The organism is Bradyrhizobium sp. NP1, assembly GCF_030378205.1.
GTDB lineage: Bacteria > Pseudomonadota > Alphaproteobacteria > Rhizobiales > Xanthobacteraceae > Bradyrhizobium.
This window is the reverse complement of record NZ_CP127385.1, coordinates 7,549,696-7,572,560: the sequence shown is the minus strand read 5'-3', so window position 1 is coordinate 7,572,560 and position 22,865 is coordinate 7,549,696. Positions and strand designations below refer to the sequence as shown.

Sequence of the window (22,865 nt, the reverse complement as noted above, 5' to 3'; positions counted from 1 at the left end):
CGGCGCGCTTTGCAACGTCTCTTCCCCGGCTTCTTGCGCGCTACGATAGGGGCAGGTCGCTGATCGCACAACATAGAAACGCCGGACGCGTTATCTCTCGCGATGCAGCATGGCGCGAGGCAACGCGAAGGGTCGAAACATGAAAATTTCGTCGACGAAATGCTACAGCGACGTCGGCCGGTATTCGCGGTTGGCGAGGCTTGCTTCCTCGAGGTCGAGGTCGCGCTCGATCCGCCGCCTGACCTCGTCGGTGATCTTGCCGTCGCGCAACAGGCCGTGGATGAATTTGCGCTCATCCGCGATCAGCTCGCGCGTCAGCGCCGTCCCCGTCACTGAGACGTCGTGGTGGTCGGGGTCGAGCGAGTCGGGAAGCTGGGTGGTGCGTATTTCGTGCCGCGCGCGCAGCAGGCGGACCACCTCGTCGGAGAGGTTGCGGTCTTCGGTGATGGCGTCGAGCGATTTGAGCGCGGCATCGAGCGCCTCGCGGCGGGCCGCGATCTCGGATTCATGCTCGGCGCGGTACTCGGCGCGCGCGGTCTTGGCGACGCCGAGCCAGCGCACCACCAGCGGCAGGGTGAGGCCGAGCCCGATCAGCGTGACGATGATGACGCCGAAGGCGACGAACAGGATCAGGTCGCGATAGGGAAATGCGTCACCGCTTTCGAGCGCAAAGGGCAGCGCCAGCGCGGCCGCGAGCGACACCGCGCCGCGCACGCCGGTGAACGACAGGATGAACGTCCATCGCCAGCTCGGCGCGGGATCGCGTGCGCGCAGGTTGGCGCTGATCCAGCGCGGCACATAGATCGCCGGATAGGTCCAGGCGAAGCGCGCGACGATGATGATCGCCACCACCAGCGCAATGACCCACAGGATGTCGTCGAGCGGAAACGCCTTCGATCTTTCCAGGATTGAGCGCATCTGGAATCCCGTGAGCAGGAACAACAGCCCCTCGATCAGGTAGATGATCAGGTTCCAGAAGAAGACGCCCTGCAGGCGCGTCGCCGCCGATATCCAGAGCGGGCCGTTCCAGCTCATATAGAGCCCGCAGGCGACGGTTGCGATCACGCCGGAGCCGCCGGAATGCTCGGGCACCCAGTAGGCGAGATAGGGCGTGATCAGCGACAGCGTGATCTCGACCTGCGGATCGCGCGCATAGTGCCGCGCCCGCAGGCTCACCCAGCCGACCGCTATGCCGAACAGCACCTCGCAGGCGACGATGGCGAGGAAGGTGCCGGTTGCCTTCGATAGCGAGAAGGTGCCGGTCGTGATCGCGACCACGGCGAAGCGGTAGAGGATCAGCGCGGTGGCGTCGTTGGCGAGCCCCTCGCCCTCGAGCACGACCAGCATGCGGCGCGGCAGCCCGAGCTTGCGCGCGATCGCGAGCGGCGCGACCACGTCGGGAGGCGCGACGATGGCCCCGAGCAGGAAGCCGACGCTCCACGGCAGCCCGATCAAATAGTGGGTTGCAGCGGCCACCGCGAAGGCGGTGAAGATGACGCAGCCAACCGCGAGCAGGATGATGGGGCGCAGACTGTATTTGAACTCGCGCCAGCTCATCGCGACGCCCGCCGAATAGATCAAGGGCGGCAGCACCACCAGCAGCACGAGCTCCGGCGGCAATTCGACCGAGGGCATGCCCGGCACGAAGGCGAGCGCGATGCCGGCGACCATCAGCAGGATCGCCGGTGCGATGTTGAGTCGCCGCGCCAGGACGGCGGTGCCCGCGAGTACCGCGAGGAGGATCAGGAATATCTGAAATCGCGCTTCCACGGCTTCATGGTTTGGCCCGGAAGGCCTGTCCGGTCAATCCGGTTGGGCTGTGTCCGCAAATGAGATGCGATCCGACCGCGGCCGGGAAATTTGTGACCGTTCCGGCCAATGCCGGCAACGCTGGCCTGGCATACCCGGGTCAACTCAGCCGCTGCGCCACCAGGCCTCCGATGGCCGCGAATACCGTCTGTAGTTCTGCGGGCGACGGATTGCCGCCCTGGGTGTAGGCGGCGATCAGCACGGGATGATCGGGCTTCGGCCAAACCACGGCAATATCGCCGGCCGCATCCTTGCCGTTGTTGCCGGTCTTGTCGGCGATCTTCCAGTTCTTCGGCAGCCCGGCCCGCAGCCGGTTGGCGCCCGTCTTGCAATTCACCATCCATTCCGTCAGCCGTGCGCGCGAGTCGGGCGACAGCGCGTCGCCCAACAGCAGCCGGCGCAAATTGCCCGCCATCGCGGCAGGGCTCGTCGTGTCGTTCGGGTCGCCCGGCCGGGAGCGATTGAGCTCAGGCTCGTTGTGATCCAGCCGCGTGACGGTGTCGCCGATCGAGCGCCAGAAGGCGGTCAATGCCGCCGGCCCGCCGATCCGCGCCAGCAGCAAATTCGCGCAGGTGTTGTCGCTGAGCTCCACGGCGGCCCCGCACATGTCGGCGATCGACATGGCGCCGGCCGACAGCTTCTCCTTCGCCACCGGCGCATAGCCGAGGAGATCGGCCGTCCCGTAGGGTATCGATGTTTCCAGCCGGTCCTCGCCGCGGTCAACCCGCGACAGCACGCAGGCGGCAAGCGATGCCTTGAAGGTGCTGCACATCACGAAACGCTCGTCGGCGCGCCAGGCGGCGAGCGTCGCCCCCGTCGTCAGGTCTTCGGCGTGGAGACCGATCCGGCCGCCGGTCTGGCGTTCATAAGTTTCGAGGGCGGGCGGCGCCGTCTGCGCAAGCGCTGGCCCGGCCGTCAGCCACCACATGGTGGCCAACACGGAGCGACGATCTATCAGCATGAATGTTTCTAGTTTCTAGTGGTCCGATTCTAATATTCGTATCCCGCTGCGGCAGGCTCCTTGCGGCGAGGGGGTAGCGAACGTCAAGTCCGCTCCCCTAGAGCAGCGTCGTTGGGTGAAAATGCGGCGGCGTGCCGCGCATCACTCGCGCAGGTCGTAGCGGTAGGATTTGGAGACGATCTTCCAGCCGTCACCGAATTTCATCGCCACCAGATAGTCGGTGAAATAGCGCGGCGGCAGTTGGCAGCGCAGCTTGACGAAGGCGGTCTTGTCGTCGGAACGATCGATGGTGACGATGAAGTCCTCGCGCTTCTTGCCCTCGGCCTTGCCCGAGGGACGCTTGCGTACGCGATCGAGCCAGTCTGGCACGGGCAGAACCTGCAGCTCGCCTTTTTCCACCCAGCGCAGGTCGGCGGACGGATCGAAGATGGCGCCGAGCTTGTCGGCATCGCCTTCATAGAGGCCGTCGAAATAGTGGTTCACCACCGCTTCGACGGTGGAACGGTCCAGACTCATGGTTGCTCTCCCTGATGTCGTCGTTTGTTGAACTCGGCCCCGAATTCGTAAGATACACTATGGCACGATATTCAAAGCAAATGAGAAGCCTGTGACAGCTCCAAGCGTGTGCAAGCGTACCCTTTCCGGAAAATGCCTGTGTGGCGCGGTGCATTATGCGGTAGCGGACGCATTCTCCTACGCCGCAAATTGCCACTGCTCGAATTGCCGGCGTGCGACGGGCGCGGCCTTCAAGCCGTTTGCGGGCATCGAACGCGACAGGCTCGCGATCACGAAAGGCAAGGACGGGCTGATGATCTTCGGCGAGGGGAGCGCTCACGATGCGCACTGCGGCCGATGCGGCTCTCTGCTCTATTCCGTGGTCCGCGAGGGCGCCTGGGCTCATGTCGCGATGGGAACGCTGGTTGACGATCCCTCGATTCGGCCGACCGCACACATCTTCGTCGGCTCCAAGGCGCCCTGGTTCACGATTACCGACGGCTTGCCGCAATATCAGGAGCACGTTGTGGCCGGATGACCGCCCGGGAGAAGGTCGCGGCCGCGCGCGGCGCGGTGGAAACGGCAAAAATGCAGCCAATCTGGTCCGAACCGGCACGGCGCCGGACGATACTAACCGTCAGGGGGCCAATACTGTTGCGGTGGGCGGGTTCCACTTGGGTGACCTGGCTCACGAAACCAGGGACAGGCCGCTGGCAGAGTACCCCGGAGGGACGCGGGTCAAGCGTCATGATGACCATGTTCAAACCGCTAAAACTGACCGTTTTCCTGTTCGCCGCCGTGCTGCTGCTTGCCGCCGAGCCGGCCTTCGCCGGCAAGCGCGTGGCGCTGGTCATCGGCAATTCGGCCTATCAGAACGTGCCGCCGCTCGCCAATCCCGCCAATGACGCCGCCACGATCGCGGCCACCTTCAAGGATGCCGGCTTTGACGTGGTGGATTCCCGCCGCGATCTTTCCGCGGTCGAGATCCGCCGCGCGCTCCGCGACTTTTCCGATGCTGCCCTCGGTGCCGACATCGCCGTGATCTACTATGCCGGCCATGGCATGGAGGTCGACGGCGCCAACTACCTGATCCCGGTCGACGCCCGGCTCGAGCGCGACACCGACGTGTTCGACGAGGCGCTGTCGCTCGATCGGGTGCTGGTCGCGGTCGAGCCGGCGAAGCAGTTGCGGCTCGTGATCCTCGATGCCTGTCGCGACAATCCGTTCGCCAAATCGATGAAGCGCACCGTGGCTTCGCGCGCGATCGGCCGCGGCCTTGCCAAGATCGAGCCGGCCAGTCCCAACACGCTGATCGCCTATTCGGCCAAGGCCGGCTCGACGGCGCTCGATGGCGATACGAAAAACAGCCCGTTCACGGCGGCGCTGTCGAAACATCTGACCCGGCCGGGCCTCGACGTGCGCCGCGCCTTCGGCTTCGTGCGCGACGACGTGCTGAAGGCGACCGCCAACCGCCAGGAACCGTTCGTCTACGGCTCGCTCGGCGGCGAGGACGTTCCGCTGGTGCCGCCGCCGGCCCAGGCCGCCTCCGCCGGGCCGGCCGCGGCCAATCCGCAGGCCGATATCCGGCACGACTACGAGCTCGCATTGCAGATCGGCAACAAGGCGGCATTGAACGCCTTCCTCGCGCAATATCCCGACGGCTTCTATGCGAGCCTCGCCAAGCTTCAGCTGGAGAAATTGTCGGCCGAGGAAGCACGCGTTGCCGCTACCGAAAAAGCGCGGCAGACCGAGCAGGAGCGGGCGCGGCTCGCCGCCGAAGGCGCGAGGAAGGAAGCGCAGGCCAAGGCGGAAGCCGATGCGAAGGCTGCTGAGCAGGCGCGGCTTGCGGCGGAAAAGGCCAAGCAGATCGCCGAGGGGCAGGCTGCGGAAGCCGAGCGCAAGCGGGCCGACAAGGCGGCGGAGGCGCAGATCGCCAGCAACAATGCCGCGGCGGGCGACACCCGCGCCGGCGTCGCCGCGCCCGACAAGGGAGTGAGCGTCGCCGCACTGACCGTAGGACCTTCGCAGGGCGACGTCGTCAAGTCGGTGCAGCAGGAGCTGCGCCGCGTCGGCTGCCTCACCGGCGCGGCCGACGGCGACTGGAACGCGGCCTCGCAGCGCTCGCTGTCTGCCTTCAACCGCAATGCCGGCATGACGCTCGACGTCAAGACGGTGAGCGCCGATACGCTCGACGCCATCAAGCAGAAGCAGGCGCGCGTCTGCCCGCTGGTGTGCGAGCGCGGCTACAAGGCCGATAGCGACCATTGTGCGAAGATCGTGTGCGCCGAGGGCACGGTCCTCAACGACGACAATGAATGCGAGAAGCGCCGTGCCAGGACGCCCTCCGCCAAACGCGACGATGGTGACAGTCGCGACCGCGCCGAGCGCACTCCCCGCCAGCGCGACGATGCCGGTTCCGGCTTTGGCGGCGGCTCAATTGCGCCCAGGCCGCGCGCCGCGGCATCGGGCTCGGGCCAGATCGTGTGCGATCGCGCCGGCTGCCGTCCGGTCTCCAAGGGCTGCCACCTCGAATTCAAGACCTTTGCGCAGGGCGGCCCATGGGAAGGGCAGGGCGGCAATGTCGAGGTGTGCCGTTAAGGCGGACGGGCGGAGACAGGATGCCGCCCGCGTCGTTGCTTCTTTTCCCTCGCCATTGACCCGGCCCCTGCGGCCGCCCGTATAACGGCTGCGGCAAGCATGATCTGAGGTGATTCGTGGATTCTGCCGCGCGACTGCTTAAGCCTGCCGAGGCTGCGAGGCAGCTTGGCGTTTCGGCCAAGGCCTTGCGGCTATACGAGCAGCGCGGATTGATCCGCCCCGCCCGCAGCCCGGCAGGATGGCGGGCCTACGGTCCGTCCGAGATGGCGCGTGCCGCCGAAATCGTGGAACTGCGCGGGCTCGGGCTCAGCCTCGGTGAAGTGGTGCGCGTGCTCGAAAGCGATGCAGCGACGCGCGCGGATGTCCTGGCTGCGCATGAAGCGACGCTCGATGGCCGAGCCCGCGCGCTTGGCGATGTGATCGGCAAGGTTCGCCGGCTGCGCGCCGGTCTGGAGCGAGGCGAGAGGACGCCGAGCGGACAGAGCACTGGTCCGTCCCGGGGGAACGGCGGGATCAGTGTCGCGTTCGATCTGCCCTGGCCGTGGGGTGGCGAGCGGTTTGAACTGGGCGAGATCCGGCCGCTGAACTACATCGTCGGGCCGCTCGGGAGCGGCAAGACGCGGCTCGCGATACGGCTTGCCGAAGCGCTGCCCGGCGCGGCCTTTGTCGGCCTGGACCGGCTGGCCCACGGCGGCGCGGCCGCGCGTGCCCGCCTCAAATCCGACCCGGCTTTGAAATCGCGGGTCGACCGCAACCTCGCCGCGCTTGTCGATGAAGGCGGCGTCGCGTCGGTGGCCCTGGTCGCGCTGCTCGCCGCGCTGCAGGCCGACGGTCCGGCTTTTCTGGTGATCGACATGCTGGAGCAGGGGCTCGATGCGGCAACCCAGCGGGCGCTGATCTCCGATCTGCGTCGCCGCGGGCGAAATGCACGGCCGCTGTTTTTTCTCTCACGCTCAAGCTCGATCCTGGACCTCGACGCCGTCGGCACCGACGAGGCGATCATCCTGTGTCCGGCCGATCACAGCCCGCCGAGGCGCGTAGCGCCCTATCCGGGATCTCCGGGCTATGAAGCCGTTGCCACGTGTCTGGCGGCGCCTGACGTGCGCGCGCGAACCGAAGGCTTGATCGCCTGGCGGCCGGCCCAGTGATTGCGCTCCGCGCTCATGGTCGACGGCTGCCGCTCGCGGCGCCGCGCCTCAGCCCGAGATCGCGGTCGCCGCGATGTTGACCGTCAGCGCGAGCAGCGCGGTGTTGAATACGAAGGCGATGATGCCGTGCACGGTCGCGGTGCGGCGGATGATTTTGTCGGTGATGCCGACGTCCGACACCTGCGCGGTCATGCCGATCACGAAGGAGAAATAGACGAAGTCCCAGTAGTCGGCATGGTCTTCCTGCTGGCCGCTCGGGAATTGCAGGCCGCCGGGCGTCGCGCCGCGATAATAGTCATGGGCATAGTGCAGGGCGAACGCGGTATGCACCGCCGCCCAGGACAAGGCGATCGTCACCATCGCGAGCGCCAGCCCGTGGGCGGCGCGGTGCGCCGCGCCAAGCTCGAGCACGATCGCGGCGATGCTGGCGAACGCGCCGAGCGCGGTCATCAGCAGGATCAGGAAGCGCCCATCGTCCTGCAGCCGCGCGTCGCGCCTGATACGTGTGGAACTGCTCTGCAGCATCATGGTGTAGACGAGCAGCAGATAGAGCGCGACGAAGACGTCCCAGGCGAGCAGAAGCCGCGTCACCTCGCGCAGCGTGCCCGGCAGGGCGACGAAAGCGATGATGCCGACCGCAAGCGCGATGAAGGTGCGCGGCCGCGCATAGATGATGCGAACAGGCCTTGGCAGTTTCCGGAATCGGAGCAGGCGCTCCTCGAATTCCCCGCTCATGCGTGCCCGCTCCTGTCGGGCTCTAGTTCTTGCGTTCAGCGACGAAATGCGCGGCCGCCCGCAGCACGTCGCCCTTGGCGCCGAAGATCGACAGCGCGGAATCGGCGCGCGCCAGCAGGTCGCGCACCCGCTTCTTGGCGCCGTCGACCCCGAGCTGGGTGACGAAAGTGGTCTTGCCGAGCGCAGCATCCTGACCGGTCTGCTTGCCGAGCGCGGCGGCATCGCCCTCGACGTCGAGCAGGTCGTCGGCGATCTGGAAGGCCTCGCCGAGCGCTTTGCCGTAGTCGTCGAGCGCCTGGTATTCCTTCGCCGAGGCCTGGCCGAGCAGCGCGCCCGCGATGCAGCCGAAGCGGAGCAGCGCGCCGGTCTTCATCTGCTGCAGCCGCGCCACGTCGACCGGCTCGCGGTCGCCGAAACGGCCCTCGCCGGCGAGATCCAGCATCTGGCCGCCGGCCATGCCGCCGACGCCGGCGGCACGCGCGAGCGCGCGGGTCAGCGCCAGGCGGACGCTCGCCTCGCGATGGATCTCGTCACGGGTGATGATGTCGAAGGCGATGGTGAGCAGCGCGTCGCCGGCCAGGATCGCGGTCGCATCGTCATAGGCCTTGTGCAGGGTCGGGCGGCCGCGGCGCAGGTCGCTGTTGTCCATTGCCGGCAGGTCGTCATGGATCAGCGAATAGCAGTGGATGCATTCGAGTGCGGCGCCCGCGAGCAGCGCGGCTGGCCGTGGCACGCCGAACACCGCCGCGCTTTCCACCACCAGGAACGGCCGCAGCCTTTTGCCCCCGCCGAGGCTCGAATAGCGCATGGCCTCGATCAGCCGCTTCGGGCGCACGATCTCGTCCGGCTCGACCGCGTCGGAGAGCAGGTCGCCGAGCAAGGCCTCGGTATCCTCCGCAGTCTTGTCCAGTCGCGTCGCGAAATCGGTTGCGGCAGTGCCAGTCATCAAACGGGGCTCCGGGAAAGGGGGGTAGAGGGGTAATTTGCGCCGGACAATCCTTTATGCGCCCGGCTTCGTCAATCGCGAGGGCGGGGGTAAACGCGCCACAAAAGCGCTGGAAAAACCGCGAATTGTCATCGCGCGGCAGGCGCTTTCGCCCCCATGATGGCCTGTCCGACCGATTGAGCCTGAAATCGATTGCGCCTCATCCGACCTTTGCTGCTGATTTTGCTGCTCCTGCTGCTCGTGCCCTATCTGCTGGCGCCGCTCTACCGTGCCGGCCATCCGGTCTCGACCCTGATGCTGTGGCGCTGGGCGCACGGCCAGCCGGTGGCGCGGCAATGGGTCGATTTCAACGCGATTTCGCCGGCGCTGCCGCGGGCCGTGGTCGCGGCCGAAGACGCGCGTTTCTGCAAGCATCACGGCATCGACTGGGGCGCGGTGCGCGAGGCGATCGACGACGCGCAGGAAGGCGAGGGGCTGCGCGGCGCCTCCACCATCACCCAGCAGGTGGCGAAAAACCTGTTCCTGTGGCCGCTGCCGGGAGCGGTGCGCAAGGTCCTGGAATTCCCGCTGGCGATGTGGATTGATTTCACCCTGCCCAAGCAGCGGATCCTGGAGATCTACCTGAACGTCGCCGAGCTCGGCCCCTCCGGCCAGTTCGGCGCCGAGGCCGGCAGCACCTATGCCTTCGGCCATTCGGCGGCTTCGCTGTGGCCGCGCGAGGCGGCGCTGCTCGCCGCGATCCTGCCCAACCCCCATGTCCGCAGCGCCCGCAATCCCGGGCCCGGCGTGCGCCGGCTGGCCGGAACCTATCTGGCGCGGTCCCAGGCGGCCGGCTTGCAGCGCTGCTGGAGCGAAAATTGAGGCCTTTTTGGCTGATTTTTGCGCGCTTTTGCCGCGCCGGACCCTAGCTTTACGCCGTCCCTTCCTCTATAAGCGCGGCCTTGACCGGCATCCGGTTCGCGCGTGGCGCGCTGAGCCATCCCGTTTCGGGCGATGCCTTCGACCTATCCCTAGAGGACACCGACATGGCCGTTCCCAGACGAAAAACTTCGCCGTCGCGCCGCGGCATGCGCCGTTCGGCGGATGCGCTGAAGAAGCCGACCTATATCGAGGACAAGGATTCCGGCGAGCTGCGCCGTCCGCACCACCTCGATCTCAAGACCGGCATGTACAAGGGCCGTCAGGTCCTGAAGAAGAAAGAATCCTGATCCAGTTGTGGACCTTTCGGGCGGGGCGCGATCCCCTGCCTGAATTCGGCCAGCGTGTGAGGTAAGACCATGCCGGCGGCGGCGCGCCAGCGCATCGCCGGCTGATTCGCTGTTTGAACCAAGGCCTCCGCGATGATCGGTTTTCCGCTGCTTCTGATCCCGCTCGCGATCTACAACATCCTGGTCTTTCTGATGCCCGGCGTTTCGCTCAGCGAGCCGCTGGTGCGGTTGACGCTGGTCTCGGGCAGCGAGTGGCCGATCACGCTGAGCGACGTGCTGCTCACGCTCGGCATCCTGCTGTTGCTGCTCGAGGTGTTCAAGGCGGCGCGGCCGGGCGCGAAATATCTTACCGATCACCTGCTGTCGTTCGTGCTGTTCGCCGCCGCCGCGGCCGAATTCGTGCTGTGGCCGAGATTCGCGACCTCGACCTATTTCCTGCTGACGCTGCTTGCGCTGTCGGATTTCCTGGCGGGCGTGGCGCTGCGCTCGCGCCGCCGCTTGCAGCCCGTTGCGTCGGTGGGTCCGGCGCCGCAGGCTCCGTTCGAGCGGCCAGTCGCCGAGCCGCCAGCCGAGCTGGCGCCACCAGCCGCGACGCCGGCGCAGGAGCCCGCAGTGAAGTCAGCGGCCTCGGTCGCGGAATCCGTGCTGCTCGATCACCCCGGCCGCCCCGCAGCCCAGCCGGCACCCGTGGTCAATCCGGCCTCGCCGGAGGTCGCATCCCCCGGGCTTCAGCCTGGCCCAAGCACGGCCGATGGCCCGCGCACCACGCCGGACGAGCCGCCGCGCCAATAGCCGCCAGAGACGGTGTTACGCCCGAGACGGGGTCAGATGACCTGCCGCGTCCTGAAACCCGTCGGACGCCATTTGCCACAGGCTGCGTAGGCCGACCGAGGATCGACCGGGTGCACCTCTGCCTGATCGCGCGACGGCGGCAGCTGTTCGGCGCTCGCCATCACCTGGGTCAGGAAGATCGAATTCGGCAGCGGCAATCGGGTCACGAATGTCACCGGCTCGGCCACCGGAACAAGCGCGCCCGGAACCGGCGCGACTTCCTCGAAGCTGCCGTCCTCGAATGCCTGCTCGTTCATGCTCGTCATGGCAAACCGTCACATTCTGGGACATCTCGCCCCGTTACGGTTTGAACCTCGCAAGCTCTATGCCGTGCGGGCCTTTTTGGTTCCCGGCGCTCGCCAAACGTGGTTTCCAAATTGTTTATGAACTTGGCCTAGCCTGTGCGACGCAAGAGGCTCGATCCTTCAGCGCCGGGAATGGCCCGGCCTGTCCCGAAACGAGGCGTCCGTGACAACCACCCCGCCGCCGCTGTCGACCATCCTGGCCTCGCTCGGCCAGGCGGCCTTTGTCTGGGACATCGCGACCGACGCGATCGAATGGGTGGCCGCGGGTGCGGTGCTCGGCGATATCCCGGCCGCCTCGCTCGCAAGCGGAGCTGAGTTCGCCAAGCTGATCGAGCCGCAGCGCGCGATCCGGCACGACGCGCTGATGCAGTCGCCGCCGATCCACGGCGGCGACGGCACGCCCTACCGCATCGAATATGGCGTGCGGGCGACCACCTCCGCGCCGCTGGTCTGGATCGAGGAGACCGGCCGCTGGTTCGCCGGCCCCGATGGCCGACCGGCCCGCGCGCAGGGCATCGTGCGCATCGACAATGAGCGCCACGCCCGCGACGAGGCGCTGAAGAAGCTCGCCGAGAGCGACCCGCTGACCGGGGAGCTGAACCGCACCCATCTGGTCGCAGCACTCGCGCAGGCGATCGAGGAAGGCACGCGCTTTCGCGCCACTTCGGCCTTCATGCTGATCGGAATCGATCACCTCTCCCGCATCAACGACGCGTTCGGCTTCGACGTCGCCGATGCCGTGATCGCGGAAGTCGCCCGCCGCATCCGCGCGCGGCTGCGCGGCGGCGACGTGCTCGGCCGCTTCTCCGGCAACAAGTTCGGCCTGATCCTGAAGAACTGCACGGTCGAGGACGCCAATGTGGCGGCGGAACGCTTCCTGGCCGCCATCCGCGACGAGGTGGTGCCGACCAAGTCCGGCCCGGTCTCGGTCACGGCCTCGATCGGCGCGGTCAACGTGCCGCGCCATGCGCGCTCGACCGACGAGGCGATCAACCGCGCCCACGAAACGCTCGATGGCGCCAAGCGGCGCCGCGCCGGCTCGTTCTCGCTGTGGCGGCCGAACGTCGCGCGCGACGCGCAGCGCCGCGTCAACATCCGAGTCACCGACGAGATCGTCACCGCGCTCAACGAACGGCGGATCGTGATGGCCTATGAGCCGGTGGTCGACGCGCGCTCGCGGCAGGCCGGATTCTACGAATGCCTGGTGCGCATGGAGCAGGAAGACGGGCAGGTGCTGCTGGCGCCCGACATCGTTCCCGTCGCCGAGCGGCTCGGCCTGATCCGCCTGGTCGACCACCGCGTGCTCGAGCTCGTGATCGGCGAGCTCGCGCAGGCGAGCAACGTCCAGCTCAGCCTCAACATCTCGCCGGGAACCACGATGGATCCGGACTGGTGGGCCTCGATCGAATCGCTGATGCGCGCCCATCCCGGGGTCGGCGAGCGGCTGATCGTCGAGATCACCGAGACGGTCGCCATCCAGGATCTCGACGACGTGCGCGGCTTCGTCACCCGGCTGAAGAATTTCGGCAGCCGCATCGCGATCGACGATTTCGGCGCCGGCTACACCTCGTTCCGCAACCTGCGCAAGCTCGGTGTCGATATCGTCAAGATCGACGGCGATTTCGTCCAGAACATCGCCGAGTCCGCCGACGACCGCGCTTTCGTGCAGACGCTGATCGACCTGGCGCGGCGGCTGCAGATCAAGACGGTCGCCGAATGGGTGCAGGACGAGCAATCCGCTGATTTGCTGCGCGACTGGGGCTGCGACTATATCCAGGGCCGGCTGACCGGGCTCGCCTCGCCGCAGCGTCCGTGGGACGCCGCCGGCGGCGCGGCGCTTCCGGCCGCCGGCTAAAGCGCGATGAGATCAGGCTGAATCGTCATCGCGCTTTAGGTTCTTGATTGAGCATGATCTCCGCGCAAACGCGTTCCGCGTTTGTCGCGAGGGAAAACCGCACCACACTTTTCCGGATCATGCTCTAACGGTCCTGCTCCTCAGCTCACGCCGCCGGCAAACAGGTCCTTGCGGATGACGGCATGGACGCCCCAATTGCCGTCGACCACCTGGGTGATGCCGAAATCGACGCCGACGGTGATCAGCGAGATCGCCTCGTCCTCGGTCAGCTTCTTGGTCGTCATCAGGAAGCGGCGCATCTTGCGGAACGCGTCGCGCAGCGCGAGGTCGACCGAGGACTTGTTGTAGATGTCCGACTGCGCCTTCGGGCCGAGCTCGCTTAAGTAGTTGGCGAACGAGAAGCCGTGCACCACCCACTCGTCGCGCGTCTCCAGCATCGGGTAGTCGAGCGCTTCCAGCGCGGTGCCGGCAAGATCAGCCTTCTTGTGCAGGATGACCTGGAAGGTGCCGTTGAGCGAGCATTCGATCGCGGTGCCGCACAGCTCGGAATCGCCCTGCGAGGCGTGGGAATCGCCGACCGACAGCAGCCCGCCTTCCACCGCCACGGGATAGTACATCGTCGCGCCCTTGCCGATCCGCCAGTTGTCGATGTTGCCGCCGGTGTAGCTCGGCGGGATCGAGTCGACGATGTCGGCTTCCTTGGGTGCGAGCCCGATCACGCCGAAATGCGGGCGAATGGGAATCCGCACGTTCTTCAGGATGCCGTGGTTCTCCTTGACGGTGGAATGGTCGACCGGCACGCCGGGATAGTCGATGGTCTTGTGCACCACGCCCGAGGGATCGGTCTGCGGCGTCCAGGTGAAGTTGTAGACCGCCTTGGCCCAGTTGCGCTCGCCGGTCGCGTCCACCTCGTAGATGGTGACGACCTCGCGCGGCTTCGGTTCGGTGAGCAGATCCTTGTAGTGGAAGCCCCACCAGGCGGCGGCGTTGCTGCCGAACGCCTTGCCCTGGTGTTGCGGATTGGCGCTCGGCCGCGGCATGACGTCGATGATGCGCAGCTCGATCACGTCGCCCTCCTCGGCACCGCGCACATAGACCGGGCCGGTGCAGATGTGCACGCCGAGGCCTTCGCCGGCGCCGCGTCCGAACAGCGAGGCGTCCATGGGACCTGCGCCGCGGCGGTTGACGCCCTTCTTCTCCTTGGTCCAGAGGAACACGCTTTCGACGCCGGGATCGCCCTTGACCATGCGCTCGGCATCGTCATTGGCGTGATGGGTCAGCGCCTCGATGGTGATGAAGTCGCCGGAATCGATCTCGACCTGCGGCTTCAGCTTCTTGCTGAAATAGCCCCAATGCACGGTGTCGGCATTGGCGGGCAGGTGGTGGTAGGCGCGCGTGGCCGGCTGGTGCTTCTCGGCGGCCGCCGCCATTTTCGGCGTCACCAGCGAAATGCCGCCGGCGGTCATCGCCGCAGCGCCGCCTGCCGCCGCAAAACTCGACCGCAGGAATGAGCGACGTTCGCGATCGAGCGTTTCCTTGAATTGACGATGGTGGAGTTCGAAATCCGGACAGTTCCTGTCGTCGCCCGCGCACATGTTCTTCTCCCTTGGGTTCTAGAGAAAGCCAACCAGGAGGGTGCCGCGCGCCGGACCGGTGCGGCCATGACCGGGAGCGCCCAATAATTTGCCAGACCTCATCGCGCCGGTTGTGCGGGCGGCAGCGATGGTTTGCGCTTTTCGGAACGCGATCAAGAATTTGGACGTATTTCGTCAAATCGGTCGCCTGGCAGGCCGAGCGCCGGCCGGCTCGTGCAGGCCGCGCGGCACGCGATGTGCATCGCAACGCCATCGAATGTCGGCGCAATGCGCTTGCCGCCTTACGGCAATCGGTGCACGCTGCCGCTCACGGCAAAGTGACGAGGCCGCCAGGCAGGGGCCCGGGGGAAGCGCGATGGTCGCCACCACCTATCGGGTTTCGATCGATGCGATCCCGCTGCAGAACCAGCGGGAAGCGTGGCGCGAGGCGCTCAGGGGCTTCATGCTCGACTGCTGCCTGCCCGCGACCGGCCCGTTCGCCTTCGGCGAATTGACCGCGAAGCGGTCGACCACGGGGGCGCAGCTTGCGCTGCTGCGCTCGAGCGAGCAGGAGATCGTCTGCAACGGCGCGGCGTCGCGCGTCGCGATCATCTTCCATGCGCTCGGCCGCGGCAGCATCATCGCGGGCCAGCGCAGTTGCGAATTCGCCGACAGCGACGTCTCGGTCTGCGATCTGCAGGCGCCTTGGCGCATGGCGCTGCGCGAGGATTTCGAGATCGTGCTGCTTGAGCTGCCGCGCGAGCGGCTGCTCGGCCGGCTCGGCTACAACCGGCTTCGCCTGCCTGTCGTGCTCGGGTCGACGGTTGCGGCCGCCGCCGCGCGGCAGGTGATGCGCACGCTGGCCGGCAATTTCGGCATCCTGGAGAAAGCCGACCTTGCCACCGCCGAGGTCGCGGTCACCGAGCTCGCGGCCGGCGCGCTGCTCGGCGAGTCCCAGGTCGATGCCGAGGCGCTGACCCAGGTGCAGGCCGGCCATCTGCGTCGCATCGATGCCGCGATCGAGGCGCAGCTCGGCAATCCCGGGCTGACGCTTGCGGATGTCGCGCGTCAGGAAGGCCTGTCGCCGCGCTATCTGCAGCGGCTGTTCGAGCGCCACCACACCACCTTTTCCGCCTACCTGCGCGAGCGGCGGCTGGCGCGCTGCTGCAGCGACCTGATCGATCCGAAATATGCCGACCAGAGCATCGCTGCGATCAGCTATCGCTGGGGCTTTGCCGACCAGGCGCATTTTTCCCGCATGTTCAGCGCGACCTACGGCACCTCGCCGCGCGAATTCCGCAAGACGGTACCGCGCGATCCCGCGACCGAGCGCACCCGCGGTCGCCCGCTGTTCGGGCGCGGGCCCGCGACGCTGTTGCGGCTCGCGCCGGCGCCAACGCGCGAGGCGGCGCCGCGCCAGACGGGCGAAAGCGCGGTGGTTTCACGCGCGGCGGTCGCCCCCGCCGCGCCGGTCTCGTCGCATCACCTCAAGGTATCCCGCGAGACCACCCATTGGGGTTATCTCAGCCGCTCCATCCCGCCGGTCATGCGGGTGCAGTCCGGCGCGCTGGTCACGATCGAGACGCTGACCCAGCACGCCTTCGACGACCATGAGCGCATGATCAAGGGCGATGCCGGCGCCGAAAGCGTGTTCCACTGGACCGCCGAGGGCAAATCGGTCGAGCGCCGTGGCGCCGGCCCGATGGATGGCTCGATCTTCGGCCGCGGCGCCGGCGAAGGGTTCGGCGTGCACATCTGCACCGGCCCCGTCCATGTCGAAGGGGCCGAGCCTGGCGACGTGCTCGAGGTCGAGATCGTCGACATCCGGCCGCGGCCCTGTGCCAATCCGGCGTTCTCCGGCAAATCCTTCGGCAGCAACGCCGCGGCGTGGTGGGGTTTCCAGTACAACGACCTGATCGATCCGCCGGTCCAGCGCGAGACCATCACCATCTTCGAGACCGATCGCGACGCCGAGTGGGCGCGCGCGGTCTATTCCTATCGCTGGACGCCGCAGACCGATCCGTTCGGCGTCCGCCATGAGACGATGGACTATCCTGGCGTGCCGGTCGACCACGCGACCATCGAGAAGCGGGGATCCGTGCTCGCCGACGTGCGCATTCCGGCGCGGCTGCATTTCGGTTTCATGGCGGTGGCGCCGCGGGAATCCGAACTGGTGGATTCGATTCCGCCCGGCTATTTCGGCGGCAATGTCGATAATTGGCGCGCCGGCAAGGGCACCACGCTGTATTTGCCGGTCGCCGTTCCCGGCGCGCTGTTCTCGGTTGGCGATCCGCACTTCGCGCAGGGCGACGGCGAGATCAACGGCACCGCGCTGGAATTCTCGCTCACCGGCCAGTTCCGCTTTGTGCTGCACAAGAAGGGGCGGAGCACAAAACCCTATCTCGACGGGCTCGCGCATCCGTTGCTGGAGACGCCGCGGGAATGGATCCTGCACGGCTTCAGCTACGGCAATTATCTGCGCGAGCTTGGCCGGCATGCACAGTCGGAGATCTACCGGCGGTCATCGGTCGATCTGGCGCTGCGCAACGCATTTCGCGCGACGCGAAAATTCCTGATGCAGCACCATCGGCTGAACGAGGACGAGGCCGTGGCGTTGATCTCGCTCGGCGTCGATTTCGGAATCACCCAGGTCGCCGACGGCAATTGGGGCGTGCACGCGATCCTCCGCAAGGCGATGTTCGGATCGCAGATCGGCGCGTGAATTCGCGCGGTGATGCGCGATGCAACGGAGCTTGTCGTCCCCGCGAAGGCGGGGACCCATATCCACAACTGCGTGCCGTCGCGCATGCGGCGCGCCACGGCGTCTTCCAACAATCAAGATTCGTGATTATGGGCCCGGGCGTTCGCCGGGGCGACGCATAAAGAGGGTTGGGCGCGAGCCGCGCCCTCACTCCTCTTTCTTCGGCTCCTGCGACATTCGCTCGAGACGCTCCTGCATCTCTTTCATCTGGCGGCGCAGGTCTTCGATATTGTTGTTGTCGTGCTCCGGCTCCGGCACCTTCTCCGGCTCGCTCGATCGCGGGGCGAACGGCTTGAACATCGAGAAGGTCTGCTGGAACAGCTCCATGTTGCGGCGAACTTGCTCTTCCAGCGGAGCAAAGGGCGTGCCCGAGAACGTGTTAGCGAGCTGCTTGCGGAACTTCTCCTGCTCCCGCGTCAGCGTCTCCAGCGACTGCTCGAGAAATTTCGGCACCACCATCTGCATGCTGTCGCCGTAGAAGCGGATGAGCTGGCGCAGGAAGGTGGTGGGCAAAAGGTTCTGGCCCGCCTTGTTCTCCTGCTCGAAGATGATCTGTGCGAGCACCGAGCGGGTGATGTCGTCGCCGGTCTTGGCGTCATAGACGAGGAAATCCTCGCCATCCTTCACCATCGCTGCGAGATCCTCGAGCGTCACATAGGTGCTGGTGCCGGTATTATAGAGCCGCCGGTTGGCGTATTTTTTGATCGTGGTGGGTTGGTCTGACTTCGCCATGGGCTCTCGCTCGTTCGCCGCGGACCAGGAACCCGACGGCCGAGCCGCAGGGCCTCAAGCAATGCATCGCAGCAAAGGTAAGCATTTTCAATGCGGTTCGGCTACCGTTTTGTGCACCACGGTTAATTCCGGACAACGGGGCCGCTCAGCGATGGCCCAGAGCGCCCATTTTGCGGGCGCCGGCATCATCCATTCCCCTCGGGCCGGATTGACATGCCTCAACGACGTTAACAGGATGGGTCGAGAGAGTGGCCTGCCAATTCCGGCGCCCGCCCGTCCAAGACCCTCAAGCCCCAGGAGATGTCCATGTCAGACGATGTCGTCATCGTCAGCGCCGCCCGCACCCCGGTCGGCAGCTTCAACGGCGCATTCGCCAACACCCCCGCCCATGATCTCGGTGCCATCGCCATCAAGGCGGCGCTGCAGCGCGCCGGCGTCGAGCCCGGACGCGTATCCGAAGTCATCCTTGGCCAGATCCTGACCGCGGCCCAGGGCCAGAACCCGGCCCGCCAGGCCTCGATCGCCGCCGGCATCCCGGTCGAAAGCCCGGCCTGGGGCGTCAACCAGCTCTGCGGCTCGGGCCTGCGCTCGGTTGCGCTCGGCTACCAGGCCCTGCTCAACGGCGATTCCGACATCGTGGTCGCCGGCGGCCAGGAGTCCATGAGCATGGCTCCCCACGCCCAGCATCTGCGCGCCGGCGTCAAGATGGGCGGGCTCGAATTCATCGACACCATGATCAAGGACGGGCTGTGGGACGCCTTCAACGGCTACCACATGGGTAACACCGCCGAGAACGTCGCCAAGCAATACCAGATCACCCGCGCCCAGCAGGACGAATTTGCGGTCGGCTCGCAGAACAAGGCCGAGGCGGCGCAGAAGGCCGGCAGGTTCAAGGACGAGATCGTTCCGGTGACGATCAAGACCCGCAAGGGCGACGTCGTGGTCGATGCGGATGAATATCCGCGCCACGGCGCGACGCTGGATGCCATGGCCAAGCTGAGGGCCGCTTTCGAGAAGGACGGCACCGTCACCGCCGGCAATGCCTCCGGCATCAACGACGGCGCCGCCGCCGTGGTGCTGATGACCGCCAAGCAGGCCGCCAAGGAAGGCAAGAAGCCGCTCGCCCGCATCGTCTCCTGGGGGCAGGCCGGCGTCGATCCCAAGATCATGGGCACCGGGCCGATCCCGGCCTCCCGCACCGCGCTGAAGCGGGCCGGCTGGAGCGTCGCCGATCTCGACCTGATCGAGGCCAACGAGGCGTTTGCTGCGCAGGCCTGCGCGGTGAACAAGGATCTCGGCTGGGATCCTGCCAAGGTCAACGTCAATGGCGGCGCGATCGCGATCGGCCACCCGATCGGCGCCTCCGGCGCCCGCGTCCTGGTGACGCTGCTGCACGAGATGCAGAAGCGCGACGCCAAGAAGGGCCTCGCCACGCTGTGCATCGGCGGCGGCATGGGCATCGCGATGTGCATTGCCCGCGACTGAACGGAAGCTGAGCCGGCGAGGCGAATGATGAAAAGATCATCTGTCAACCGCGGCGCAAGCTGATAAAACAAAATGCCCGGTCTCGCGCCGGGCATTTTCGTCTCAAGCGCTGGTGCCGCCGATCTGAAGTTCCTACACTGCCCGCAGCGATCATCCATTAGGAACTTCAGATCGAAAGCGGTACCAGAATCGTAGGTTTGCTAGTGCCCTTTGCTTTCCGAAGTTCGTGCAAGAGATTGCGGCGACGTATGACGAACTTCGGAAAGCGGGCACTAGTTTGAATCGACCGCTTGAGCTTCGTCAAACGACCGGGACAATTCCGGCGCTAAGAAGAGTGACCCAAGGAGGAAATTGACATGGCACGCGTAGCATTGGTGACGGGGGGTACACGTGGAATTGGTGCGGCGATCAGCAAGGCGCTGAAGGCGGCCGGCTACAAGGTGGCGGCGAGCTATGCCGGCAATGACGCCGCGGCCGAGAAGTTCAAGGCCGAGACCGGCATCCCCGTCTTCAAATGGGACGTCGCCTCGTTCGATGCCTGCGCCGCCGGCATCAAGAAGGTCGAGGCCGAGGTCGGCCCGGTCGACGTGCTGGTCAACAATGCCGGCATCACCCGCGACGGCGCGTTTCACAAGATGTCGCTGGAGCAGTGGAACGCGGTGATCAACACCAATCTCGGCTCGCTGTTCAACATGAGCCGGCAGGTGATCGAGGGCATGCGCGCGCGCAAGTTCGGCCGCATCATCAACATCTCCTCGATCAACGGCCAGAAGGGCCAGTTCGGCCAGACCAATTATTCGGCGGCCAAGGCCGGCGAGATCGGCTTCACCAAGGCGCTCGCGCTGGAGAACGCCAAGGGCGGCATCACCGTGAACGCGATCTGCCCCGGCTACATCAACACCGAAATGGTGCAGGCGGTGCCGAAGGACGTGCTGGAGAAATCCATCCTGCCGCTGATTCCGACCGGACGGCTGGGCGAGCCCGAGGAGATCGCGCGCGCGGTGGTGTTCCTCGCCGCCGACGAGGCCGGTGCGATCACCGGCTCGACGCTGAGCGTGAACGGCGGCCAGTACATGGTGTGACGTCATCAGGCGTTGCGCCGCGACGTCGGATGATGCAAATGGCTCGTCATGCCCGGCATGTCCGCCTTCGCTGAAGGCGGGCGCCGGGCATCCACGTCTTTGGAGACGGAGCGTGGATGGCCGGGACAGGCTCGGTCATGACGGAGCCGTGATGAGCCCTCGCAGCGCGACCCTGATCGGATTGACCGCGATCCTGATGTGGTCGCTGCTTGCGGTGATGACGGTCGCCACCGGGACCATCCCCGCGTTCCAGCTTGCGGCGATGACTTTCGGGATCGGCGCGCTGGTCGGGTTTGCGACCTTTCTCGGCCGCACCGGCGCGGCGAAGGCGTTGCGCCAGCCGCTGGTCGCCTGGGCCGTCGGGGTCGGCGGCCTGTTCGGCTATCACGCGCTTTATTTCCTCGCGCTGCGCTTTGCGCCGCCGGCGGAAGCGGGGCTGTTGAACTATCTCTGGCCGCTTTTGATCGTGCTGTTCTCGTCGCTCTTGCCGGGCGAGCGGCTCGCGGCGCATCACGTCATCGGCGCGGTGCTCGGGCTTGCCGGCACCGTGCTGCTGTTCGGCGGCAATACATCTGGTTTCGTAGCCGGCCAGGTGCCCGGCCTGATCGCGGCCTTCATCGCGGCGTTCGTGTGGGCGACCTATTCGGTGCTGTCGCGCCGGCTCAAGGCGGTGCCGACCGACGCGGTCGCGGGTTTTTGCCTGGCCACGGCGCTGCTCGCGGCTGCCGTGCATGCGGCGATCGAGACCACGGTGTGGCCGGCAACCGCGTTGCAATGGCTCGCGGTGATCGGGCTCGGCATCGGCCCGGTCGGTGCCGCCTTCTACGCCTGGGACATCGGCATGAAGCGCGGCGACATCCGGGTGCTGGGCGCGGCCTCCTATGCGACGCCGCTGCTCTCGACCGCTTTCCTGATCCTTGCCGGCTATGCGAAGCCGACGGCGACGATTGCACTTGCCGCCGTGCTGATCGCCGGCGGCGGCCTGGTCGCCGCGAAGGATATGGTCTGGAAGCGCTGACGGGTGGGCTTACGGCGCCCAGCCGGGCGCCGCCAGCTCGAAGGTCGCGAACTCGAAGGCGGGCGCCACCGTGCAGCCGACCAGGGTCCACTCGCCGGTGGTCTCGGCCGACTGCCAGGCATGCGCCGGCACGATCGCCTGCGGTCGCTCGCCCGCGGTGGAATCAGGCCCGAGCCGCACCCCATGCGCGGTGCAGCCGTCGTGGGCGATCCTCAGGTCGAGCGGGCTGCCGGCGTAATAATGCCAGATCTCGACCGCATCGATGCGGTGCCAGTGCGAGTGCTCGCCGCGCGCCAGCAGGAAATAGATCGCGCTCGACAGCGCGCGTCCATGGGCATCGGTGCGGGAATCGCGGAACGTCTCGCGGTAGTGTCCGCCTTCCGGATGCGGCCGCAATTCCAGCCGTGCGATGATGTCGGCCGCGTTTGCCATGCGTGCGCTCAGAACTTGTTCTTGCGCTCGCGCAGCTCGCCGAACACTTCGGCCGGAGCCGCGCCCTTCATGTGCAGCTTGGCCGCGACCGACGGCTCGTCGGCGCGCAGGAAGACGTTGGCCTTCTTCTCCTCGCCCATCGTGGTCGGCAGTGTCGGCTGGTTCGCCGCGCGCAGCTTTGCCACTTGCGCCGCGCGCGCCTGCAGCGCCGGATTGTCCGGCTCGATCGAGAGCGCGAACTTGACGTTGGCGGCGGTATATTCGTGGCCGCAATAGAGCTTGAAGTCGTCAGGCAGCGCGCGCAGCTTCAAAAGCGAATCCCACATCATCGGATGGGTGCCCTCGATCACCCGTCCGCAGCCGATCGAGAACAGCGTGTCGGCGGCGAACACCGTCTTCTCGCTGTCGAAAACGTAAGTGATGTGGTCGAGTGTGTGGCCCGGCGTTTCCACGACGCGCCCGAGAAGATTGCCGACCTTCACCACGTCGCCGTTGCCGACGCGCAGGTCGACGTCGGCGATCTTGGCGGCCTTGTCTTGCGGAGCTACCACGCGGCAGCGGTATTTTTTCTTCAGCTCGGCGACGCCGCCGACGTGGTCGTGATGGTGATGGGTGATCAGGATGTCGGTGAGCTGCCAGCCCTCGCGCTCGAGCGCGGCAATGATCGGCGCCGCTTCCGGCGCGTCGATCGCCGCGGTCGCCTTGGTCGCGGGATCGTGGATCAGGACGCCGAAATTGTCGGTCAGACAGGTGAGCAGGCGGATCTCGGCGGCCATGATCGCTCCATTCATCAATGCGTCCCGGGTTCGAAGCCACAGATATGGCGTTAACGCTTCGGGGGCAATGCAATATTCGGCGCGCCATGCGCGCCGGCGACATGGTAGATTGGC

Annotated in this window: 21 protein-coding genes; 11 read left to right on the top strand and 10 right to left on the bottom strand. The window is 66.6% G+C overall.

Annotated elements, in window-relative coordinates; all coding sequences use genetic code 11:
* Positions 1-162: 162 nt before the first annotated feature.
* The 3 genes from QOU61_RS36475 to QOU61_RS36465 form a co-directional block, all read right to left on the bottom strand.
* The gene (locus tag QOU61_RS36475; RefSeq protein ID WP_289655995.1) at positions 163-1,770 is read right to left on the bottom strand and encodes a Na+/H+ antiporter; all 1,608 of its coding nucleotides are present in this window, start codon (positions 1,768-1,770) and stop codon (positions 163-165) included.
* 139 nt (positions 1,771-1,909) lie between these two features.
* Positions 1,910-2,770 carry a class A beta-lactamase gene (gene bla / locus QOU61_RS36470; protein WP_289655994.1) on the bottom strand — a complete coding sequence of 287 codons (861 nt, stop codon included), beginning with the start codon at positions 2,768-2,770 and terminating at the stop codon, positions 1,910-1,912.
* Between the two features lie 141 nt (positions 2,771-2,911).
* Complete coding sequence (locus QOU61_RS36465) at positions 2,912-3,286, bottom strand: nuclear transport factor 2 family protein (RefSeq protein ID WP_289655993.1); 375 nt, start codon at positions 3,284-3,286, stop codon at positions 2,912-2,914.
* Between the two features lie 91 nt (positions 3,287-3,377).
* Here QOU61_RS36465 and QOU61_RS36460 point away from each other — a divergent pair, with 91 nt between their 5' ends.
* The 3 genes from QOU61_RS36460 to QOU61_RS36450 all read left to right on the top strand — a co-directional run bounded on the left by QOU61_RS36460 (position 3,378) and on the right by QOU61_RS36450 (position 7,011).
* On the top strand, positions 3,378-3,803 hold the full coding sequence (locus QOU61_RS36460) for a GFA family protein (RefSeq protein ID WP_289655992.1): 426 nt from the start codon (positions 3,378-3,380) through the stop codon (positions 3,801-3,803).
* A 218-nt stretch (positions 3,804-4,021) separates the two neighbouring features.
* Positions 4,022-5,863, top strand: a complete 1,842-nt coding sequence (locus QOU61_RS36455) for a caspase family protein (protein WP_289662092.1) — start codon at positions 4,022-4,024, stop codon at positions 5,861-5,863.
* Between the two features lie 116 nt (positions 5,864-5,979).
* Positions 5,980-7,011, top strand: a complete 1,032-nt coding sequence (locus QOU61_RS36450) for a MerR family transcriptional regulator (RefSeq protein ID WP_289655991.1) — start codon at positions 5,980-5,982, stop codon at positions 7,009-7,011.
* 48 nt (positions 7,012-7,059) lie between these two features.
* Here the strand turns inward: QOU61_RS36450 and QOU61_RS36445 are convergent, their stop codons facing one another.
* Together QOU61_RS36445 and QOU61_RS36440 are read right to left on the bottom strand one after the other, a co-directional pair.
* Positions 7,060-7,746 (bottom strand): DUF1345 domain-containing protein, encoded by a 687-nt coding sequence (locus tag QOU61_RS36445; protein WP_289655990.1) that lies wholly within the window; start codon positions 7,744-7,746, stop codon positions 7,060-7,062.
* Between the two features lie 22 nt (positions 7,747-7,768).
* The gene (locus QOU61_RS36440) at positions 7,769-8,692 is read right to left on the bottom strand and encodes a polyprenyl synthetase family protein (protein ID WP_289655989.1); all 924 of its coding nucleotides are present in this window, start codon (positions 8,690-8,692) and stop codon (positions 7,769-7,771) included.
* A gap of 201 nt (positions 8,693-8,893) precedes the next feature.
* On the opposite strand from QOU61_RS36440, the gene mtgA reads away from it, so the two are divergent.
* From mtgA to QOU61_RS36425, 3 genes are all read left to right on the top strand, one after another.
* On the top strand, positions 8,894-9,553 hold the full coding sequence (gene mtgA / locus QOU61_RS36435; RefSeq protein WP_502877001.1) for a monofunctional biosynthetic peptidoglycan transglycosylase: 660 nt from the start codon (positions 8,894-8,896) through the stop codon (positions 9,551-9,553).
* A gap of 164 nt (positions 9,554-9,717) precedes the next feature.
* Complete coding sequence (gene rpmF, locus QOU61_RS36430; protein WP_289655987.1) at positions 9,718-9,900, top strand: 50S ribosomal protein L32; 183 nt, start codon at positions 9,718-9,720, stop codon at positions 9,898-9,900.
* A gap of 132 nt (positions 9,901-10,032) precedes the next feature.
* On the top strand, positions 10,033-10,692 hold the full coding sequence (locus QOU61_RS36425; protein ID WP_289655986.1) for a hypothetical protein: 660 nt from the start codon (positions 10,033-10,035) through the stop codon (positions 10,690-10,692).
* A 32-nt stretch (positions 10,693-10,724) separates the two neighbouring features.
* Here QOU61_RS36425 and QOU61_RS36420 read toward each other — a convergent pair whose 3' ends face one another.
* Positions 10,725-10,997, bottom strand: coding sequence for a hypothetical protein (locus QOU61_RS36420; RefSeq protein WP_289655985.1), 273 nt, complete (start codon positions 10,995-10,997; stop codon positions 10,725-10,727).
* A 202-nt stretch (positions 10,998-11,199) separates the two neighbouring features.
* Here QOU61_RS36420 and QOU61_RS36415 point away from each other — a divergent pair, with 202 nt between their 5' ends.
* A complete protein-coding gene (locus QOU61_RS36415) occupies positions 11,200-12,891 on the top strand; it encodes a putative bifunctional diguanylate cyclase/phosphodiesterase (RefSeq protein WP_289655984.1) in 1,692 nt (563 codons plus the stop codon).
* 140 nt (positions 12,892-13,031) lie between these two features.
* Here QOU61_RS36415 and QOU61_RS36410 read toward each other — a convergent pair whose 3' ends face one another.
* Positions 13,032-14,486, bottom strand: a complete 1,455-nt coding sequence (locus QOU61_RS36410) for an acetamidase/formamidase family protein (protein WP_289655983.1) — start codon at positions 14,484-14,486, stop codon at positions 13,032-13,034.
* A gap of 355 nt (positions 14,487-14,841) precedes the next feature.
* On the opposite strand from QOU61_RS36410, the gene QOU61_RS36405 reads away from it, so the two are divergent.
* A complete protein-coding gene (locus tag QOU61_RS36405) occupies positions 14,842-17,187 on the top strand; it encodes an acetamidase/formamidase family protein (RefSeq protein ID WP_289655982.1) in 2,346 nt (781 codons plus the stop codon).
* Between the two features lie 186 nt (positions 17,188-17,373).
* Here QOU61_RS36405 and phaR read toward each other — a convergent pair whose 3' ends face one another.
* Positions 17,374-17,958, bottom strand: a complete 585-nt coding sequence (gene phaR, locus QOU61_RS36400; RefSeq protein WP_289655981.1) for a polyhydroxyalkanoate synthesis repressor PhaR — start codon at positions 17,956-17,958, stop codon at positions 17,374-17,376.
* A 306-nt stretch (positions 17,959-18,264) separates the two neighbouring features.
* Between phaR and QOU61_RS36395 the strand changes: the two genes are divergently transcribed.
* From QOU61_RS36395 to yddG, 3 genes are all read left to right on the top strand, one after another.
* Positions 18,265-19,443 carry an acetyl-CoA C-acetyltransferase gene (locus QOU61_RS36395; protein WP_289655980.1) on the top strand — a complete coding sequence of 393 codons (1,179 nt, stop codon included), beginning with the start codon at positions 18,265-18,267 and terminating at the stop codon, positions 19,441-19,443.
* A 356-nt stretch (positions 19,444-19,799) separates the two neighbouring features.
* Positions 19,800-20,525 (top strand): acetoacetyl-CoA reductase, encoded by a 726-nt coding sequence (phbB, locus tag QOU61_RS36390; protein ID WP_289655979.1) that lies wholly within the window; start codon positions 19,800-19,802, stop codon positions 20,523-20,525.
* Between the two features lie 151 nt (positions 20,526-20,676).
* Positions 20,677-21,543, top strand: coding sequence for an aromatic amino acid exporter YddG (gene yddG / locus QOU61_RS36385; protein WP_289655978.1), 867 nt, complete (start codon positions 20,677-20,679; stop codon positions 21,541-21,543).
* A 9-nt stretch (positions 21,544-21,552) separates the two neighbouring features.
* Here the strand turns inward: yddG and QOU61_RS36380 are convergent, their stop codons facing one another.
* Both QOU61_RS36380 and gloB read right to left on the bottom strand, forming a co-directional pair.
* Positions 21,553-21,975 carry a cupin domain-containing protein gene (locus tag QOU61_RS36380; RefSeq protein ID WP_289655977.1) on the bottom strand — a complete coding sequence of 141 codons (423 nt, stop codon included), beginning with the start codon at positions 21,973-21,975 and terminating at the stop codon, positions 21,553-21,555.
* 8 nt (positions 21,976-21,983) lie between these two features.
* Positions 21,984-22,751 (bottom strand): hydroxyacylglutathione hydrolase, encoded by a 768-nt coding sequence (gene gloB / locus QOU61_RS36375; RefSeq protein ID WP_289662090.1) that lies wholly within the window; start codon positions 22,749-22,751, stop codon positions 21,984-21,986.
* Positions 22,752-22,865: the final 114 nt, after the last annotated feature.

Bases quoted from the DNA above. Each gene is read 5' to 3' on its own strand.
- QOU61_RS36455 (WP_289662092.1), top strand. From the start codon at position 4,022: ATGTTCAAACCGCTAAAACTGACCGTTTTCCTGTTCGCCGCCGTGCTG.
- phaR (WP_289655981.1), bottom strand. From the start codon at position 17,958: ATGGCGAAGTCAGACCAACCCACCACGATCAAAAAATACGCCAACCGG.
- QOU61_RS36445 (WP_289655990.1), bottom strand. From the start codon at position 7,746: ATGAGCGGGGAATTCGAGGAGCGCCTGCTCCGATTCCGGAAACTGCCA.
- gloB (WP_289662090.1), bottom strand. From the start codon at position 22,751: ATGGCCGCCGAGATCCGCCTGCTCACCTGTCTGACCGACAATTTCGGC.
- QOU61_RS36410 (WP_289655983.1), bottom strand. From the start codon at position 14,486: ATGTGCGCGGGCGACGACAGGAACTGTCCGGATTTCGAACTCCACCAT.
- bla (WP_289655994.1), bottom strand. From the start codon at position 2,770: ATGCTGATAGATCGTCGCTCCGTGTTGGCCACCATGTGGTGGCTGACG.
- QOU61_RS36405 (WP_289655982.1), top strand. From the start codon at position 14,842: ATGGTCGCCACCACCTATCGGGTTTCGATCGATGCGATCCCGCTGCAG.
- QOU61_RS36395 (WP_289655980.1), top strand. From the start codon at position 18,265: ATGTCAGACGATGTCGTCATCGTCAGCGCCGCCCGCACCCCGGTCGGC.
- rpmF (WP_289655987.1), top strand. From the start codon at position 9,718: ATGGCCGTTCCCAGACGAAAAACTTCGCCGTCGCGCCGCGGCATGCGC.
- QOU61_RS36420 (WP_289655985.1), bottom strand. From the start codon at position 10,997: ATGACGAGCATGAACGAGCAGGCATTCGAGGACGGCAGCTTCGAGGAA.
- QOU61_RS36465 (WP_289655993.1), bottom strand. From the start codon at position 3,286: ATGAGTCTGGACCGTTCCACCGTCGAAGCGGTGGTGAACCACTATTTC.
- phbB (WP_289655979.1), top strand. From the start codon at position 19,800: ATGGCACGCGTAGCATTGGTGACGGGGGGTACACGTGGAATTGGTGCG.
- yddG (WP_289655978.1), top strand. From the start codon at position 20,677: ATGAGCCCTCGCAGCGCGACCCTGATCGGATTGACCGCGATCCTGATG.
- QOU61_RS36380 (WP_289655977.1), bottom strand. From the start codon at position 21,975: ATGGCAAACGCGGCCGACATCATCGCACGGCTGGAATTGCGGCCGCAT.
- QOU61_RS36440 (WP_289655989.1), bottom strand. From the start codon at position 8,692: ATGACTGGCACTGCCGCAACCGATTTCGCGACGCGACTGGACAAGACT.
- QOU61_RS36425 (WP_289655986.1), top strand. From the start codon at position 10,033: ATGATCGGTTTTCCGCTGCTTCTGATCCCGCTCGCGATCTACAACATC.